This window comes from Aequorivita nionensis, from assembly GCF_046352995.1.
Classification (GTDB): Bacteria; Bacteroidota; Bacteroidia; order Flavobacteriales; family Flavobacteriaceae; genus Aequorivita; species Aequorivita nionensis.
In genome coordinates this window covers 3,006,780-3,022,326 of the sequence record NZ_CP130281.1, presented here as the reverse complement: position 1 = coordinate 3,022,326, position 15,547 = coordinate 3,006,780, and the positions used below count along the sequence as shown (strand labels likewise).

The following is a 15,547-nucleotide window of genomic DNA, read 5'->3' as shown; positions in this document are numbered from 1 at the left end:
AAAGTATAGTAATTGCAAAGACATAATTTGAATTATTAATTAGTTTTACCGAATACTTCTTAAAATATGTGTACCGTAACCTTTATACCAAAGTCAAACTATGATTTTATATTGACCTCTAACCGTGATGAAGCACCTGGACGCGAAACTTTTCCGCCAGAGATTTATGAAGAAAATGGTGTGAAACTGCTTTACCCAAAAGACGCTGTGGCTGGAGGAACTTGGATTGGTGTAAGCGAAAAGAAAAGAACAGTAACCTTAATGAATGGTGGTTTTGTTGCCCACGAACGCAAACCTTTTTACAGAATGAGTAGAGGAGTGGTAGTAAAGGATTTGTTGAAAACCGAAAATTTAAAAACAGAAATCAAAAACTATAATTTCGCCGAAATAGAACCCTTTACGGCTATTCTGGTAGAATGGAGTGATGATGTTCGGCTTTTTCAATTGGTTTGGGATGGTTTGGACTATCATTTTTCTGAAGAACCTTTGGCTCCGAAAATATGGTCTTCTTCACCGCTATATCCTGAAAATTTAAAGAAAAAACGTGAATTGTGGTTTTCGTCATTTCTACTTAATACCGTAAAACCTTCCGAAGAGGAATTGCTTCAATTTCATAAAACCGCTGGTGATGGAGATTTGAACAGCAGTTTAATTATGGATCGCGGTTTTATAAAAACAAAAAGCATTACACAGATTTCCAAAAAGGAAAATGCTATAGAAATGCGTTATGAGGATTTACAGACTAGGGAAATCAGAAATTCCGTATTCAGAAACAACAGTATCAATTCATAGAAAACGGGGCGCTCAAATTGAAAAGCGGAATAGAAACCCTAAACTTGCGCGTAGTTGTGAAATTGACCATATTGTAATGACCTTTCATAGCTCCAAAAGGAGAAAAAAGAAGGCAACCGCTAGTGTAAGAGTGCTTCTCTCCCGGTGAGAGGATTGGTTTTTGACCTATTACACCTTCACCTTCCACAAGTTCTGTATTGTTGAGTGAGTCCTTGATTTTCCAGCTGCGCGAAGTTAGCTGAACTGTATCTTTACTTTGGTTTTCAATGGTAACGGTATAGGCAAAGGCGTACTGCATTTTACGGTTTTTGTAAAACGTGCCGTCAAACTCGGTCTTTACCGAAATTTTAATTCCTTGTGTTACTTGTTGTACCATTTTTAATATACCGCTGCGCTTGCTGCCACAAAAATCATTGTAGCAAAAGTCAATCCTATTACAAATACAGTGTTTAAAAATACAAATTTTATTAAAGTTAGCGCCCTATTTTGCTGGTAAAAATTCCGCAATGCTTTATAGAAATAGATGGGGCCAATAAAAATGAACAGACATCCCAATAAAAATTGTGATCCAATTATAAGGTCTGGAATAATAAAAAGAAGCATTGCCAAAAAGATAAAACTGAAAATATGGAAGATGAAAACCATGTGTTCCATATAAGTATATTTTTTTCGAGAATAAATGAGCCAGAAAAACAATGCGAAAAAGGGGGTAAAGAAAAAGAGGAAAAAAGGTATTTTGGAAATAACATAATTCATAAAAGCACTTGGGTTTTCCTTAATTTTATCAATGGTAGTGTTTTTAGAATAAACCCATCTATTGAACGGTGTGTTTCCATGGTGAAGGCTATCCAATGCAATTTCTGGATTTTTTATTTTAGTCTTTTCGTAAAAACTATTGTAGAGCGAAAACCGTTCGGTATAACTTTCCATAAAAGACATCGCATCCAATTCTTCATCTGAAATATATTTTATGGGTTTAGGTGCTTGCTGTGCTTTAATTGAATCTGCAAGACTAATCGCTTTTGAAGTTGTTTTTGAAATGTTTTGGCTCAACGAGTCCACAAAAGCACGATCTGCAAGTTTTGTGTTGAGATTCAAGTTATTGGTATTGTTATCTGCGCTCGGGCTTATGGCATTTAGCAAACCGTTCACCAAAAAAAAGATTATGGAAACACTCAAAAAAAAGCGAAAAGGGTTAGCATATTTTAATCGTTGCCCTTTTGCATAATTTCGGGTGATAACTCCAGGTTTGAAAAGAAGGTCATTCAAAGTGTTTCGGAAACGGGAATCAAATACCACAATGCTATTTAGAAATTCACCAAAAAAATCCTTGGCCGAAAGTTGCTTATTGCTATTTAATTGGGAACAATAGGGGCAATAAACATCACTTATGTCAAGAGCTTGGCCACAATTCAAACATTTTGTGTCGCGATATTGCAGTGATTTTCTTCCGCTGGAAATTATTTTTTTTTTGCGTTTCATTGCTATCTAAAAAAAAGAATTGTCACTTCAATATATATTGTATGAATCAGTTGTTGTTGATGGTAGTAGAATTAGCATATCCAGCGCCAATGATACGATCATATCTCGCGCCTAAATCGCGGAAATAGACTATAACGGTATAATCATTTTCAGTTTGCCAAAAATCACCACTCACTGCGCCCTCGTCAATGCTTCCGTCACGATTTACTACTACATATTTATAGTTGTAATATCCTTGTTTAAAAAGACGCGCATTTCTGTAGCTGCCTGTTGTTGCGTCGTATTTCATATAAGTGCTTCCGTCTATGGTCCAGTTGTTGAAATTTCCATAAATGTGAAGTTCTTTGTCGCCCAAATCATCATAATACTGAAGGTTGAAGTGCATGCGAACATATTCTGCTTCTAAATCCTGGTTTCTTGCGTCAACATTACGGACTTGAAAATTTCCGTTTAAGTCAGGATTATAGGTGTATGGCCTATCATAGCGTGGAATGTTTGTGTAAAGGTAGTTTTCGTAAACATCTGTCAGGTCTATGGAGCGCACTCCATTTGTGGCGGAACGTTCGTCTTTATTGTCAAAAGAAAGAAATTCATTGCCACCGCCAAAAGATGCCTCTGTATCGTATTTGTAAATCAACTCATTGCCCATAGTGTATTGCGGCACCAAATCTGTAATGGCGGTATTGAGGTTGCTGTTTTGTAACACAAGGGTTTTTACCGTTTGCTTCGGATTAATCAACAATAAGTCTGGTGAATTTATTGTAAACTGAACCACTTGCTTTTCATTAATTACCTTTAAATTACGGGCCCTTTTTATTTCTACGCCAACTTTTGCGACGTTTTCCATTACCAAAAACTTTCGTGTGAATATAAGTTCTCCATCACTGTTGAAAATACTAAGCAAATAGTTCCCGCTTTTTTTGATTCCACGAGTGTCTCGGTTGGGGATTGTAAGTTCGTAATGCGAAAATATTTGCAGTGTATTTACCGAGTTTTGGTAGTTCTGGATACGCACATCGTCAAAGCCATCTAGGTATTCGCTTTTAGAAAGATCTGTCGGGGTCCAGTCAAAATTGTAATGGGTTATGGTATAATAGTAATCTTCTTCGTCGCCATTGAGCGCATCAAAAGAAAGCATTAGTCTGCTGCCCAAGTTTATGATAGGCAGTTGGCTCTGATCTGTACCGCCACTAAACTGGATGGTACTAATGTATGATGGTTCAACTTTTTCAATGATTTGTGAAAAAGTAGGGAAGGCAATTAACAATAAGAGAAGGGTGGTGGAAAGTGTTTTTGACATGATATTTATTTAAAAAGCTAAGATAACAAATTTTGTGCCTATTCAAATAGTGGTTTGATGAAGGTAATTATTGTTTGTGATTTTATTTGTTTTGAAACGCATCAGCGAAAGAATTCGGTCTATGTTTTTATGGGAATTAATATATCTAAATGAACCCGTTTTTATTGAAAATATAGATTTATTTGAATTTGTTTTCATTTTTTTCTGTCAATAGTAATTGTAGTCAACAAGAGAGACGGGTGTATTTCATTTTGGATACATATAATTTTAAGGTATATAGGATATAAATCCAGTTTTATCAGACAATTACTTAAAATTATTTTGGAGCTGCTACATTTAATCAATAATACCGCTTTTGCACATATTCTCAAAAAGACATTTCCTCTCTAAAACTACCTCCCTATTTATAAACATTTTAAAATAGCAGTACGGTGCTTTTTAACACAGAAAATTATACCCTTTTGTTGTGCAATGGTATATTTAATTATAAATTTGCACGCCCTTATTCCCCACGTATTTGTTTAGAGGGGTAAAAGGGTATTAAAAAGGCATTATTAATATCCATATTTATGTCCAAAGACATTAAAATTAAAAAAGGTCTTACCATTAAATTAAAGGGTGAAGCAGAAAAAACACTTTCCAGCGCCCCGCGATCCAGAACCTTCGCAATAAGACCTTCCGATTTTCATCTTATAACCCCAAAAATGGTGGTTCGTGAAGGTGGAAAAGTGCAAGCGGGTGATACCATTTTCTACTCGAAAAGCAACGAACAGCTAAAGTTTGTTTCGCCAGTGAGCGGTACACTTACCAAAATTGAACGCGGCGCGAAACGTGTAATCACAGAAATCATCATTGAAGCAGATCCGCAGGATACTTTTAAGGATTTTGGCATTTTGAGCCCAGGTTCTTCAAGTGCCGAGGCTATAAAAGCTCGTTTGCTGGAGTCTGGTTGCTGGTCGTTCATTATGCAACGTCCTTATGCGGTGATTGCTGATACGGAGCAGGAGCCAAGAGATATTTTTATTTCTGCTGTTAGTACAGCGCCATTGGCAAACGACGTGGATTTTTCTTTAAAAGGAAAAGAAAAGGAATTGCAAGCTGCGGTAACAGCTTTAAGCAAACTTACCAAAGGGCAAGTACACGTTGGTGTTGGCAAAAGCGGAAGCTCGCCTTTTAAAGGTTTGAAAGATATTTCACTTCACAACGTTTCTGGTCCGCATCCAGCAGGAAACGTGGGCACCCAAATAAACAAAATAAGCCCTGTAAATAAAAACGAGATTGTTTGGACCATTGCGCCGCAGGATCTTGTTATTATTGGCGAATTGTTACTTACAGGAAAATTCAACCCAGACCGCATCATCGCGCTTTCTGGTTCTGAAGTAAAAACGCCAAAATATTATAAAACGAGAATCGGTTCAGAAGCTGCAACCTTTTTGTATGATTCTGGCCTAAAAGATGAAAACGTTCGCGTAATTAGCGGCGATGTGCTTACCGGGAAAAAGATTTCGCCGAAAGGACACTTGGGCTATTACAGCAATACGGTAACCGTGATTCCGGAAGGGGACGATTATGAATTGTTTGGCTGGAACAAACCTGTTTTCGATAAAATTTCAACTTCAAGAGCGCTTACCTTTTCTTGGTTAACGCCAAATAAAAAATACGATCTTGATACCAATACTAACGGAGAGCACCGCGCTTTTGTGGTAACGGGCAATTACGAAGAAGTTTTTCCATTGGATATGTTCCCTATGCAAATGCTAAAAGCCTGTATGGTGAAAGATCTGGACCAAATGGAAGCTTTGGGAATGTATGAAGTGGCTCCGGAAGATTTTTCGCTTACCGAATTTGTTTGCGTGAGCAAGCAGCCGCATCAACAAATCATTAGGAACGGTCTTGATTTAATGTATAAAGAAATTGGATAATTATTCATTTTGAAAAAATGAAAAATAAGTAGTATATGGGATTGAAACAGAATTTACATAAGCTAAAGGAAAAATACAAGGGCACCAAAATGGCCCCTGCGTTCAATGCACTGCATACCTTTTTGTACACACCTAATGAAACTACGCATTCAGGGGCACACGTTCGTGTTGTGGACGATTTGAAGCGTACTATGAACACAGTGATAATGGCACTTGTTCCGTGTTTGATTTTTGGTATTTTCAATGCGGGGTATCAGCATTACGCAGCTATTGACAACACATTGCGGTTAGATCCATTGGGCAATTTCTTCACTTGGGATAACTTTATTCTTGGTGCTTGGACGGTTTTACCGTTAGTAATTGTTTCCTATGTTGTAGGACTAGGGGTGGAATTTATTTTCGCCATCATTAAAAAACACGAAGTAGAGGAAGGATATCTTGTAACGGGAATGCTTGTGCCTCTTATTGTTCCAATCGATATTCCACTTTGGATGCTTGCCGTTGCGGTAATATTCGGAGTTGTTATTGGGAAAGAAGTTTTTGGTGGAACTGGAATGAACATTTTGAACCCCGCACTAACAATCCGTGCCTTTTTGTTCTTCGCCTATCCAACTTGGATGAGTGGTGATAAGGTTTGGGTACATGGAGCGCAAGCAATGGCAGGACAGCCAGATGCAATTTCTGGGGAAACCATTTTGGGAACTTTGGCCGCAAACAGCGAACCTGTTTATAGTCTTTGGGATATGTTCTGGGGCTTTATACCGGGATCAGTTGGCGAAACTTCAACATTTCTTATTATTATAGGAGGTCTTTTCTTGATTTTCACAAAAATAGGAAGCTGGCGCATTATGCTTTCAGCAGTTATTGGAGCTATTGTAATGGGCTTAATATTTAACGGTGTTGTTGATCAAGGATGGATACAAGATGGCAGCAAGTTCTACGGATTAATGAATGAACCATTTTGGCATCATTTAATAATAGGTGGCTTAGCCTTTGGTATTGTTTATATGGCTACCGACCCCGTAACCGCTTCACAGACCAACAAGGGAAAATGGATTTACGGTTTCTTTATAGGGTTTATGTCTATAATGATTCGGGTTTTCAACCCAGCCTATCCAGAAGGCGTGATGCTTGCAATATTGTTGATGAACGTATTCGCTCCAACTATAGACCACTATGTTGTTAAAGGGAATATTAACAAGAGAATGAAACGAGCAAAACATTTAAAAGCTAAAACAGCGTAATCATGGCAAAGTTTACTGATAAAAATTCATATACAATACTGTTTGCAGTTATAATGGTATTGGTGGTTGGAAGTCTTTTGGCTGGGGTTGCACAGGGATTACGAGGTAAGATTTCTGAAAACGAACGTTTTGAGAAACAACAGAACATCCTCTATGCAATGGGCGTTGACGATAACGAAGGAACGGGAAGCGTAACTTTTATTCCTACCAAGGAAGTTGAGGCAACTTTTCATAAATACATAAAAAAGCAATTGGTAATCCAGGGCAATGAAGCTACTGAAGACGAAAATGCTTATTTGATCGATATTAAAAAGGAAGAGGCGCACGCAAGTGATGATCCCAATTACAAAAGAAAGCTTCCTTTGTTTATTGGCGAAAAAGATGGAATGACCTATTATATAATCCCGATGCGCGGAAAAGGACTTTGGGATGCTATCTGGGGATATGTTTCGCTTGATAAGGATTTTGTAGTGGAAGGTGTGTTTTTTGACCACAAAGGAGAAACTCCCGGACTTGGCGCAAATATAAAGGAACGTTTCTTTATGGACGATTTTAAAGGCGAACAGGTTATGAACGGAGATGCCTTTGAGGGAATTACCGTAGCAAAAGGAAACAACGACCCGCTAAACGAAAGAAAAGACGATCAAAAAGTGGATGCCCTTGCGGGCGCAACAATTACAGGGAACGGTGTAACTGCAATGATCAAAAAAGATGTTGCGCAATACATTCCTTATTTGGAAAAATTAAAAAACGAGCAATAGTATGGGACTTCTATCAAAAAAAGACAGCAGGTTAATTCTTGACCCATTAGCAGACAATAACCCTATCACCATTCAGGTATTGGGTATCTGTTCCGCATTGGCAATTACAGCACAGCTAAAAGCTTCTATAGTAATGGCAGTTTCAGTAATGGTTGTATTGGGTGTTGGAAACGTAGTTATTTCGCTTTTGCGAAATGTTATACCTGGGAAAATCAGAATTATAGCACAGCTTATAATAGTAGCTGCATTGGTAATTATTGTTGACCAAGTTTTAAAAGCCTTCGCTTATGAATTGAGCAAGCAGCTTTCGGTTTTCATTGGGCTTATTATTACCAACTGTATTATTATGGGGCGTTTTGAAGCATTTGCTTTGGCGAACAAACCTTGGCGCTCTTTCCTTGATGGAATAGGTAATGCCGCTGGATATGGTTTAATATTAATAATCGTAGGTTTCTTCCGTGAGCTTTTAGGCTCTGGAACACTTTTGGGCTTCAAAGTTTTGGGAGACCCAATCGCAAAAACCGGATTGTATGCATTAGGTTATGAAAACAATGGATTTATGTTGCTTTCGCCTATGGCTTTGATAGTTATTGGTATCATTATTTGGGTACAGCGTTCAAGGAATAAAGAACTTATAGAAGAATAAAAAATAGTCGCAGTTTACAGTCTCAGTAGCCAATATAACTACTGAAAACTGCCACTGCTTACTGAATACTTTAAGAAAATGGAACACATAGAGTTATTTTTTAAATCGATCTTTATAGACAATATGATATTTGCCACTTTCCTTGGAATGTGCTCTTATCTTGCTGTTTCCAAAAAAGTTTCTACCGCTGTGGGTCTTGGAGCTGCCGTAATATTTGTACTTGCGGTAACAGTACCCATTAACTGGCTTTTGGATCAATACCTATTGAAAGATGGCGCATTGGTTTGGCTTGGCGAAGAATATGCAGATTATAATTTAGGATTTCTTTCATTTATTCTATTTATTGCAACAATCGCCACGATGGTGCAGTTGGTAGAAATTGTAGTTGAAAAATTTTCACCTTCATTATATAACTCCCTTGGAATCTTTTTGCCACTTATTGCGGTAAACTGTGCAATTTTGGGAGGATCATTATTTATGCAATCAAGAGATATCCCAACATTGGGCTTGGCCTTGAATTACGGTGTAAGTTCAGGAATTGGATGGTTTTTGGCAATTTTGGCCATTGCTGCCATTCGTGAAAAAATACGTTACTCTAATGTTCCTGCTCCATTAAGAGGATTGGGAATTACCTTTATCATTACTGGTTTAATGGCGATAGGGTTTATGAGTTTTGGTGGAATGTTGACAGGCGGCGATGAAAAGAAACCATCGTTGGATTCAGATCCAAGCAACATTGGAGTGAAAACCGAACAAATTCAAAATGAAAATACAGAGGAAACTGCTCCGGCGGTTTCAGTGTCAGAAGTTTCAACACTAACGAAGCAATAATATGTTTTTAGAAATAAGCACACTTGGAGTTATAACAGTAACCGTCATTGCCCTTTTAATATTGACGTTGCTATTGGTAGCCTTATTGTTATTTACCAAGGAAAAATTAGCACCATCAGGGCCAGTGAAAATTACAATCAACGATGAAAAAGTAATCGAAGTGCCTTCGGGGGGTTCATTGCTTTCAACTTTGGGTGCCGAAAAAATATTTTTACCTTCCGCTTGCGGAGGAGGTGGAACTTGTATTCAATGTGAGTGCCACGTACTTTCAGGTGGTGGTGAAGCCTTGCCTACGGAAACTCCACACTTTACCCGTAAAGAATTAAAAGAAGGAGCACGTCTTTCCTGCCAAGTAAAAGTGAAGCAGGATATGAACATTCACATTCCTGAAGAAGTTTTCGGAATTAAGAAATGGGATGCTGTTGTAAAGAGAAACTATAACGTTGCCTCTTTCATTAAAGAATTTGTAGTTGAAATCCCAGAGGATATGAACTACAAGGCTGGAGGTTATATTCAGATTGAAATTCCACCTTGCGAAGTGAAGTTTTCTGATATGGACATCACTGCTCACCCAGAGGAACATGAAAGACCGGATAAATTCCAAGAAGAGTGGGATAAGTTCAAACTATGGCCTTTAGTAATGAAGAACACCGAAACGGTTGAAAGAGCATATTCCATGGCTTCATATCCTGCGGAAGGACGTGAAATTATGTTGAACGTTCGTATTGCAACACCACCATTTGACCGTGCAAAAGGCGGATGGATGGATGTTAATCCAGGAATTGCTTCATCTTATATTTTTAACTGTAAAGAAGGCGATAAAGTTGTTATTTCTGGACCTTATGGCGAATTCTTTATCAATCCTTCTGAGGCTGAAATGCTATACGTTGGTGGTGGAGCAGGAATGGCGCCAATGCGTTCACATTTATACCACCTTTTCAAAACCCTTAAAACTGGTAGAAAAGTAACTTATTGGTATGGAGGTCGTTCAAAAAGAGAGCTTTTCTATTTAGATCACTTTAAAGAGTTGGAAAATGAATTTCCAAATTTCAAATTCTATTTGGCACTTTCAGAACCAATGGAAGAAGACAACTGGAAAGTGAAAAAAGACATACACGATGAGGCTGGTGATGGTTTTGTTGGCTTTATTCACCAAGTAGTAATTGACAACTATTTAAACCTTCACGATACTCCGGAAGACATAGAACTTTATTTCTGTGGACCACCATTGATGAACCAAGCCGTTCAAAAGATGGGGGAGGATTTTGGTATCCCAGATGAGAATATCCGTTTTGATGATTTTGGAGGATAATTAAAGAATTTTAATAAACATTAAAAAACCGTTTCAAATCAAATTGAGACGGTTTTTTTATGGCATAAAATTTCTTAAAATGTTGTTAAATACGGATTATGCATGTTATTTTTGAAGTATTAAAAATAATAACTAAGCCCCTGAATATGAAAAATTTTACTCTTTCGCTGGTATTTCTATTCACTCTAAATTTAGGATATGGTCAGTCTAATCAAAACCCTATTTTAAAAAAAGCAAATAATTCAAAAATACAAAGTAGCTCTACAAATCTTTTGGTTTTTGATGGTACTAATAAATACATTTCCCAAAATCCAGAAATGCTACTTCGGGAAGTTTACGGACTGCCACCAGCAATAACATTTCAGCTAATTGGAGAAGAGAGTGATGATTTAGGTTTTCTTCATCAGAAGTATCAGGAATACTTCAACGGAATTAAAGTGGAGTTTGGAACAGTAACATTTCATAGTCAACAAGGGAAAGTTGTTTCTTTAAGTCAGGAATATTATCCAGTTAAAGAAGTAAATGCTTCACTAGGTCTAACTAAAGCTTCGGCTTTTCAAAAAGCTGTTTCACATATTGGTGCCCAGCAGTATTTATGGGAAAATACTGGGATGGCGAAAGTGATGGACGACTATAAAAAACCCGAAGGAGAATTGGTAATTCTTCCGGTTTTTTCAAATGAAATTACTTCTGAAAATAATGTGGAGAGCTACAGATTGGCATATAAATTTGATATTTATGCTACTCGACCAATAAGCCGTGGAAATATATATATAGATGCAAATACAGGTGAGACACTTTTTTATGATGCAATTATAAAGCATGCTGACAATAAAGGTTTTGAAGGGATGGTTCACGCAACTGCCGAAACAGAGGAAATGTTTTGTCAGCGAGTTGAAAATGAAGATTTCACCATGTTAGCAATCGGAACTGCAGCTACCCGATATAGTGGCAACCAAAGCATAACAACAAGAAGTATTTCAGGGTCATATAGGCTAAGAGACAATACCAGAGGTGATGGTATCAATACTTTCAATAGTACGAGACAGCCACTATATTACTATACAGATTTTACAGATGCAGATAATAACTGGACCGCTGGAGAATTTAATAACACAAATAAGGACAATGCAGCTCTTGATGCTCATTGGGGGGCAGAAGAAACGTATGACTATTGGTTGAACGTTCACGGAAGAAATAGTTATGATAATGCTGGAGCATCCATAAATAGCTGGGTACATTTTGATGATGTTGCTGGAGGAGCTGGTTATAATAACGCATTTTGGAACGGTAGCGTAATGACCTATGGTGATGGTTCTTGTGGGGCTGCTGAGGGGTGTGGTGGTTTTGATGCATTAACATCCATTGATGTTGCAGCACACGAAATAGGCCATGCAGTAACAACACATACCGCTAATTTGGCATATCAAAGAGAGTCTGGTGCATTAAATGAAGCTTTTTCGGATATATGGGGTGCATCTGTAGAACATTACGCTAAAGGAAATGGAAGTGATACGAACCCAGCTGCGAAAATATGGTTGATTGGTGATGAAATAGACAGAAGAACAGGTTCTGCGGCACTACGGTCTATGAGCAATCCGAACTCACAAGGCCAACCAGACACATATGGCGGAACTTACTGGATAAATCCTAATTGTGGAACACCTACTAATGGCAATGACTATTGTGGAGTACATACAAATAGCGGAGTATTAAACTTCTGGTTTTACCTTACAGTTGTAGGTGGTAGTGGAACGAATGATAATGGGAATTCATACAATGTTACGGGCATTGGAATGAATAAAGCTCAATTAATTACTTATAGAACTATAAAAAATTATTTGTCGGCAAACTCAACTTTTGCCAATACTAGAACAGCTTCAATTCAAGCTGCTACTGATTTATATGGAGCTTGCTCCTTAGAAACACAAGCAGTTACAAATGCTTGGCGTGCAGTTGGTGTGGGAGCCGCATTTGCAGGTTCTTGCACTCCATCTATTAGTTATTTAAGTGTAACTGATAGCACTTTAGAAGCAACCGATTGCGGTTATACAGATGTTTCAGTGCCATTAATCATTGGTTTAGCACCTTCGCAAAATGCAACAGTTAATTTTTCTGTTGCAGGAGGAACGGCGACGAATAATCTAGATTATGAAATATTAACCCCTATTGTTACATTTCCTTCAGGCTCAACAGCAAAGCAAAATTTAATGTTAAGGATTTATAATGATGGGTTTAATGAAACAAATGAAACTGCAATTATTAATTTCACAGTAAATCCAAATGGAGGAAATGCAACTGCAAATCCAGCTGCAAATTCTTTAACTTTTACAATCATTAATGATGATAATTCTCCAGTACTTTCACAAAATATAACTTTACTTGATGAAGATTTTGAATTAGGTGGCTGGGGAGGTCTTTTGGATGGTGATGGTGATGGACATGTCTGGGTTGCTGGTATAAGTGGGCCGGTTTATACCGGTATTACTGGAAGCTATCCAGCCTCAGAAACAAATTTAACATTTTTAGGAAGTGGTAGTGGAAAAGCAAATGCAAATAATTATTTTATTAGCCCTAAAATAAGTATTCCAGCTGGGACTACAAATACTCAGTTTTCTTTTGGGATTGGGGGTTACAATACTATAGAACATTATGCTGTTTATTGGACAACCAATATAGATACCGCTGCAGATATTAATGCAGGAATAAATCTTGAAGACCGAAATACACTCTCTAATGCGGGACAAATTAGAACAATAAACAATTCATCGCTTGCGGGTCAAACAGGTTATTTCGTTGTGAGGCACTATAACTCTTCAGCAAACAATGGTTTGTTATTTTTTGACAATGTTTCAGTTACAGCTACAGTTTCCACTTCAGTTCAAACGGCTGTTAATACTGGAACAACGAATGATTTGATCGACTTAGGTGGAGCGGGTACCATTTATACTTCCGATTCTGCTACAGCAAAGGTTATGTTAGATATTACAAATAATAATAGTTTTGATTATGGCTGTACCAACACTTCTGTTTCGCGTGCTGGAACGGGTGCTCAATCCTATAATGGCAGTACTGCACCGAATCTTGTTATGGATAAAAACTTCAGAATAGGGGTTGATAATGCAACAACTTCTGGAAGTACAACTATTAAATTTTATTTTACTCTTGCTGAAATAGCAGGTTGGGAATCTGCAACAGGTTTATCAAGAACTGAGTTAGTAGCCTATAGAACAAATGGTGATGAGACATCGTTACTTACTATTGGTTCGTTTGGCACTAATATTACTTTGACAGGAAATTTCACTGGACTTGATGGTGATTATATTTTTGGTCCTTCAGCTGCTTTTGTTGACTGTCCGGGCTCCACAACTTATACATCTTCGGGATGGAATAACGGTGCGCCAACTTCTAGTATGATGGCAATAATTGATGAAGATTACAGTACAACAATTGCTAACATTGATGCATGTAGTTTAGTGATAAACTCTGGAAAAACACTAACAATTCCTGATGGAACCTACGCAAAGGTTGATGGAGACATTACTGTAAACGGAACTCTCTTTGTTGCTAATGAAGGAAGCCTAGTCCAAGTAGATGATGCCGCCACAGTAACAAACAACGGTAATATAACCGTACGAAAGATTACCCCATTCCTTGAGCCGCGCTATTTTATGGTACTTGGCAGTCCAATGACCACTGAGACACGCTCAGGTGTTTATGGCAGTTCGGTATTGGTCAGGAACCATATTACTTCAAACTTTGTCCCTAATCCTGACGTTGAGTCGCAGGATCCTGATGCTGAGAATTTTGCCGATAACGACGGAAATGACTGGCAAAACTATACAGGTATCGTCAACGCAGGAGAAGGCTATTTGGTATTGCCGCAGCCTGATCTTGCCAGCAGTGGTTCATATACTTTGGATTATACCTTGGGAACCCTCAACAATGGTCAAGTTGACTATAACGTAACTTATAATGGAACCCCAAACTCAAGTCCAAATATTATGGGTAACCCCTATGCATCGGCTATTTGGGCCAATGATTTTCTTAACGAAAACAGTATGATAAATGCGGTTTATTTCTGGGAACACTTGACCACAGCAAGTTCAAGTTATCCAGGTTATAAGGTGAATAACTATGATATGGGCGATATATCTATGTACAATAGTTCTGGAGGTGTGAAAGCTGCAAATGATCCTGGAAACTCTACGAAACCAAATGGTTATATTTCATCAGGGCAAGGTTTTGGTTTTAAAGCAACGGCTGCAGGAACTGCAAGTTTTAAAAACTATATGCGCGTTACCGATAACAACGATACTTACAGAAGGCCTACCGCAACCAAAGACCGTATATGGCTTCAGGTTTATAATGAAACTTATGGACTAAGCAGTGGAATGTTGGTTAGTTTTTCAGAAGAATCCATAGATGGATACGATAACAAATATGACGCAAAAAGATTAGCAACCCCAGTGAGTCTTTATTCTAAATTAGTCACAGGTGAAGAGCTTGCCATACAGGGCAGGAGCGCATTTAATGTAGATCAGGAGATACCATTGGGCTTTGTTAGCCAAATAGAGGAGGACCAAGAGTTTAAGATATCCATAAGCGAACAGGACGGAACCGTTTGGCCAGATGTACAGGTTTACTTAGTTGATAAATTTAAAAATGTGGTTCATAATCTTAGCGATTCCGACTATATTTTTAAAAGCAAGGAAGGTGCACATAATGAGCGTTTTGTAATGCTTTTCAAAACAACAGTTTTAGGCACACAAGATAGCCAGTTGCAAAACATCAGTATTGTACCTAACCCAACTACGGGTAACATAACCATTGTTTCTCCAAAGACCGTGATCAACTCCGTGGAAGTATTTGATATTCGCGGAAGAAAATTGCTGGAAGTAGATTATAACAATACTCAATATTCACTCAATTTGTCAAGCTTACAGAATGCAACTTATTTCGTGAAGATAAACACGGCAGAAGGAACCCTAACCAAACGTGTTGTAAAGCATTAATTATAAATACATCTAAAATCAAAAACCGTCTTTGCCAAGCAAGGGCGGTTTTTTATATACTGTAAAGTCTTAATGAAATAGCACAGAATAAAAAGTTTAGAGTAAAGAATGATTTGACTATAATGAAAAGTATTATATCAAAAAAGTCAAGAGGTTTCAAATAGTATGGGTTAATATAGATTAAGTATATCTAAAAGAAAAACCTATAAATAAAAAAACTGAGCAATGTTGCCATTACTCAG

General features: G+C 37.7%; 11 protein-coding genes. 8 read left to right on the top strand and 3 right to left on the bottom strand.

What is annotated here, in order from left to right:
- Positions 1 to 66: 66 nt before the first annotated feature.
- Complete coding sequence (locus Q2U82_RS13845) at positions 67 to 792, top strand: NRDE family protein (protein WP_410005442.1); 726 nt, start codon at positions 67 to 69, stop codon at positions 790 to 792.
- On the opposite strand, the gene apaG is transcribed toward Q2U82_RS13845, so the two are convergent.
- The 3 genes from apaG to Q2U82_RS13830 are packed head-to-tail and all read right to left on the bottom strand — an operon-like array spanning position 782 to position 3,574.
- Positions 782 to 1,168, bottom strand: coding sequence for a Co2+/Mg2+ efflux protein ApaG (gene apaG, locus Q2U82_RS13840; RefSeq protein ID WP_410005441.1), 387 nt, complete (start codon positions 1,166 to 1,168; stop codon positions 782 to 784). The genes Q2U82_RS13845 and apaG overlap by 11 nt on opposite strands.
- Before the next feature lie 2 nt (positions 1,169 to 1,170).
- On the bottom strand, positions 1,171 to 2,274 hold the full coding sequence (locus tag Q2U82_RS13835) for a DUF3667 domain-containing protein (protein ID WP_410005440.1): 1,104 nt from the start codon (positions 2,272 to 2,274) through the stop codon (positions 1,171 to 1,173).
- Between the two features lie 46 nt (positions 2,275 to 2,320).
- A complete protein-coding gene (locus Q2U82_RS13830; protein WP_410005439.1) occupies positions 2,321 to 3,574 on the bottom strand; it encodes a DUF5103 domain-containing protein in 1,254 nt (417 codons plus the stop codon).
- A gap of 569 nt (positions 3,575 to 4,143) precedes the next feature.
- Here Q2U82_RS13830 and Q2U82_RS13825 point away from each other — a divergent pair.
- The 7 genes from Q2U82_RS13825 (at position 4,144) to Q2U82_RS13795 (ending at position 15,305) form a co-directional block, all read left to right on the top strand.
- Positions 4,144 to 5,496 (top strand): Na(+)-translocating NADH-quinone reductase subunit A, encoded by a 1,353-nt coding sequence (locus Q2U82_RS13825; RefSeq protein ID WP_410005438.1) that lies wholly within the window; start codon positions 4,144 to 4,146, stop codon positions 5,494 to 5,496.
- Between the two features lie 35 nt (positions 5,497 to 5,531).
- Positions 5,532 to 6,740: an NADH:ubiquinone reductase (Na(+)-transporting) subunit B gene (locus Q2U82_RS13820; RefSeq protein ID WP_410005437.1), complete on the top strand. Its 1,209-nt coding sequence runs from the start codon at positions 5,532 to 5,534 to the stop codon at positions 6,738 to 6,740.
- A gap of 2 nt (positions 6,741 to 6,742) precedes the next feature.
- Entirely contained in the window at positions 6,743 to 7,501 is a 759-nt protein-coding gene (locus Q2U82_RS13815; RefSeq protein ID WP_410005436.1) for a Na(+)-translocating NADH-quinone reductase subunit C, read from the top strand.
- Between the two features lies 1 nt (position 7,502).
- Positions 7,503 to 8,147 (top strand): NADH:ubiquinone reductase (Na(+)-transporting) subunit D, encoded by a 645-nt coding sequence (locus Q2U82_RS13810; RefSeq protein WP_068761161.1) that lies wholly within the window; start codon positions 7,503 to 7,505, stop codon positions 8,145 to 8,147.
- Between the two features lie 78 nt (positions 8,148 to 8,225).
- Entirely contained in the window at positions 8,226 to 8,978 is a 753-nt protein-coding gene (gene nqrE / locus Q2U82_RS13805) for an NADH:ubiquinone reductase (Na(+)-transporting) subunit E (RefSeq protein WP_068761160.1), read from the top strand.
- A 1-nt stretch (position 8,979) separates the two neighbouring features.
- A complete protein-coding gene (nqrF, locus tag Q2U82_RS13800) occupies positions 8,980 to 10,290 on the top strand; it encodes an NADH:ubiquinone reductase (Na(+)-transporting) subunit F (protein WP_068761159.1) in 1,311 nt (436 codons plus the stop codon).
- A 146-nt stretch (positions 10,291 to 10,436) separates the two neighbouring features.
- Complete coding sequence (locus Q2U82_RS13795; protein ID WP_410005435.1) at positions 10,437 to 15,305, top strand: M4 family metallopeptidase; 4,869 nt, start codon at positions 10,437 to 10,439, stop codon at positions 15,303 to 15,305.
- The last annotated feature ends 242 nt before the right edge of the window (positions 15,306 to 15,547 follow it).

What these genes read in the sequence shown, in the direction of transcription:
- Q2U82_RS13825 (WP_410005438.1), top strand. Translation starts at nt 4,144, where the DNA reads ATGTCCAAAGACATTAAAATTAAAAAAGGTCTTACCATTAAATTAAAG.
- Q2U82_RS13835 (WP_410005440.1), bottom strand. Translation starts at nt 2,274, where the DNA reads ATGAAACGCAAAAAAAAAATAATTTCCAGCGGAAGAAAATCACTGCAA.
- Q2U82_RS13810 (WP_068761161.1), top strand. Translation starts at nt 7,503, where the DNA reads ATGGGACTTCTATCAAAAAAAGACAGCAGGTTAATTCTTGACCCATTA.
- apaG (WP_410005441.1), bottom strand. Translation starts at nt 1,168, where the DNA reads ATGGTACAACAAGTAACACAAGGAATTAAAATTTCGGTAAAGACCGAG.
- nqrF (WP_068761159.1), top strand. Translation starts at nt 8,980, where the DNA reads ATGTTTTTAGAAATAAGCACACTTGGAGTTATAACAGTAACCGTCATT.
- Q2U82_RS13815 (WP_410005436.1), top strand. Translation starts at nt 6,743, where the DNA reads ATGGCAAAGTTTACTGATAAAAATTCATATACAATACTGTTTGCAGTT.
- nqrE (WP_068761160.1), top strand. Translation starts at nt 8,226, where the DNA reads ATGGAACACATAGAGTTATTTTTTAAATCGATCTTTATAGACAATATG.
- Q2U82_RS13820 (WP_410005437.1), top strand. Translation starts at nt 5,532, where the DNA reads ATGGGATTGAAACAGAATTTACATAAGCTAAAGGAAAAATACAAGGGC.
- Q2U82_RS13830 (WP_410005439.1), bottom strand. Translation starts at nt 3,574, where the DNA reads ATGTCAAAAACACTTTCCACCACCCTTCTCTTATTGTTAATTGCCTTC.
- Q2U82_RS13795 (WP_410005435.1), top strand. Translation starts at nt 10,437, where the DNA reads ATGAAAAATTTTACTCTTTCGCTGGTATTTCTATTCACTCTAAATTTA.
- Q2U82_RS13845 (WP_410005442.1), top strand. Translation starts at nt 67, where the DNA reads ATGTGTACCGTAACCTTTATACCAAAGTCAAACTATGATTTTATATTG.